General features: G+C 65.8%; 4 protein-coding genes and 2 pseudogenes. 3 read left to right on the top strand and 3 right to left on the bottom strand.

Annotation, left to right across the window (positions count from 1 at the left end; translation table 11 throughout):
- Window positions 1–144 (top strand): annotated as a pseudogene (locus F604_RS13610) (TerC family protein); the annotation flags it as partial.
- A 3-nt stretch (window positions 145–147) separates the two neighbouring features.
- Window positions 148–687 carry a DedA family protein gene (locus tag F604_RS0111500; protein WP_019551768.1) on the top strand — a complete coding sequence of 180 codons (540 nt, stop codon included), beginning with the start codon at window positions 148–150 and terminating at the stop codon, window positions 685–687.
- A 15-nt stretch (window positions 688–702) separates the two neighbouring features.
- Here the strand turns inward: F604_RS0111500 and F604_RS0111495 are convergent, their stop codons facing one another.
- The 3 genes and pseudogenes from F604_RS0111495 to F604_RS13395 form a co-directional block, all read right to left on the bottom strand.
- Entirely contained in the window at window positions 703–1,005 is a 303-nt protein-coding gene (locus tag F604_RS0111495) for a P-II family nitrogen regulator (RefSeq protein WP_019551767.1), read from the bottom strand.
- 3 nt (window positions 1,006–1,008) lie between these two features.
- Window positions 1,009–1,272: pseudogene (locus F604_RS13130) on the bottom strand (sodium-dependent bicarbonate transport family permease); the annotation flags it as partial.
- Window positions 1,160–1,567, bottom strand: coding sequence for a metal-sulfur cluster assembly factor (locus F604_RS13395; protein ID WP_019551765.1), 408 nt, complete (start codon window positions 1,565–1,567; stop codon window positions 1,160–1,162). The pseudogene F604_RS13130 and the gene F604_RS13395, both read right to left, overlap by 113 nt.
- 235 nt (window positions 1,568–1,802) lie before the next feature.
- On the opposite strand from F604_RS13395, the gene F604_RS0111480 reads away from it, so the two are divergent.
- Window positions 1,803–2,071, top strand: a 269-nt coding sequence (locus F604_RS0111480) for a TerC family protein (RefSeq protein WP_019551764.1), incomplete at its 3' end; no start/stop codon positions are given.

The following is a 2,071-nucleotide window of genomic DNA, read 5'->3' as shown; positions in this document are numbered from 1 at the left end:
TGGGACAAGCTGGCGAAGGAAACCCTCCACCGCCCCGAGCTGGCCTTGGGCCTGGACAAGGAGGCCTTTAGCCTCTTCATCCTGGGGGTGCTCCTCCTGGGAAGCCTCTGGGCCCTGCGCAAGCCAGCGGCCCAGCCCTCCTGACCCATGCCCACCACCGCCTACCTGGCCCCAGCCTTCATCCTTTTCCTCGAGGTGGGCCTTCCCTTTGGCCTTTTCGTCCCCGGTGGGGACACCTTGCTCCTGGCCCTGGGGGCCCTGGCGGGGGAGGGACAGCTCGGCCTTTTCCCCCTCCTGCCCCTCCTCTTCCTGGGAAGCTACCTGGGGCACGGGCTGGGCTACGCCCTGGGCCGGGCCCTGGGGCCCAAGGTGAAGGTCCGCTTTCCCCAGGGGCTTTGGCGACGGGCGGAGCGGTTTCTCCTCCGCTTTGGCCCCTCCACCCTCCTTGTGGCCCCCTTCGTGCCAGGGCTCCGCACGGTGGTCCCCTTCCTGATGGGGGCCCTGGGCTTTCCCCTCCTCGCCTACCTCGTTCTCTCGGCCCTGGGGAGCCTCCTCTGGACCCATGGCCTGGTGCTTTTGGCCTACTTCCTGGGGCAACGGGTATCCCCCTGGCTCCTCTGGCCCGCCCTGTTCCTCCTGGCCCTCTCGCCTCTCCTGCGCCGGAAGGCCCGGGCACCTGGGGGCTAAGGGCCGATCCGGGGCCTAGACGTACTTCTCCCCCCGGACCACCCAGACGTTCTCCACGTAGGCGATCACCGCGTAATGGGGAAAGTAGGCCTCCTGGAGCCGGGCCAGGATCCGAAAGGCCACCTCCTCGGGGACAATGGTCTCCAGGCGGATGTTCTGCCCCTCCCAGTCCACGCTGCGCATCCCCCGGGAGCCCTCCCCCCGGGCGGCCACAATGGTGTAGCCCTTGGCCCCCAGGCGCTTCACCTCCTCCACCAGCTTCTTCTCCAGAAGGCTCTCCGCCACAATGGTCACCAGCTTCAACGGCACCAGGTCCATGCTTCACCCCCCTATCCACGTGGCCAGGGCGTGGTACACGGGTATGCCCAGAACCAGGTTAAAGGGAAAGGTCACCGCCAGGCTGGCCGCCAGGTAGAGGCTGGGGTTGGCCTCGGGCAGGGCGATGCGCACGGCGGCGGGGGCGGCGATGTAGCTAGCGCTGGCCGACATGGCCCCCAAGACCGTGGCCCCGCCCACGGAAAGCCCCACCAGGTGGCCCAGGTAGACCCCAAGGGCCCCGTGGAGGAGGGGCAGAAGGGTGCCAAATGGGAAGGCGCATCACCGCCATTTCCGCATCTGCCTTCACCATGTCCTGGGCGGGGCAACCGATGGCGGTGAGGGTCATGGTGAGGTCCACCACCCCGTTCTCGTGGATCTCCACGTCGTAGACCAAGCCCAGGTCCACGATGTTCACGGGGATTTCCGGGTCGTAGACCACCTTCAAGGCCTCGAGGACCTGCTCCTTGGTGGGCAGACCCTCTTTGCCCCCCGCCTGGTTCGCATTCCCTTCCTGCAAGCCAGCCTGCCCCTCCGGCAAACCCTCGCGGTGCCTCTCGTCCATGCTTTACAGGATACCCCTTCCCCCAGCACCCCGCCCACCCGGCCTCACCATTTCCCCAAAAGGCTTCCTGGTCCTGGCCAAACCGCCACGGGTGTGGCACAATGTATTCCGGTTGGGGAGTAGCCCCATGGCCAGCCTCCCGTCAGGACGGGCCTAAGCCCCGGGGGCTGGGGGCAGAAAGCCCGGGCGAGACCACCGCACGATGCGGTGGTCTATTTTCTTTGGAGGTGGTGGGATGGAAACCGGCGTACTTTCAACGATCCTGATCCTCATGGTCCTCGAGGTGATTCTTTCCGCCGATAACGCCCTCATCCTAGGGGTCATCGTTCAAAAACTGCCCGTTCACCTGAGGCGTAAAGCCCTTTTCTACGGCATCCTAGGGGCTTACGTGTTGCGAGGGCTGGCCCTTCTCTTCGCCGCCCTGGTCATCAAGCTCTGGTGGGTCCAGGTCCTGGGAGCCGCCTACCTCCTCTACATCGCCTTAAAGCATTTCCTGAAACCTGA

The organism is Thermus scotoductus DSM 8553 (assembly GCF_000381045.1).
Classification (GTDB): Bacteria; Deinococcota; Deinococci; order Deinococcales; family Thermaceae; genus Thermus; species Thermus scotoductus.
This window is presented reverse-complemented; position numbering and strand designations above follow the sequence as displayed.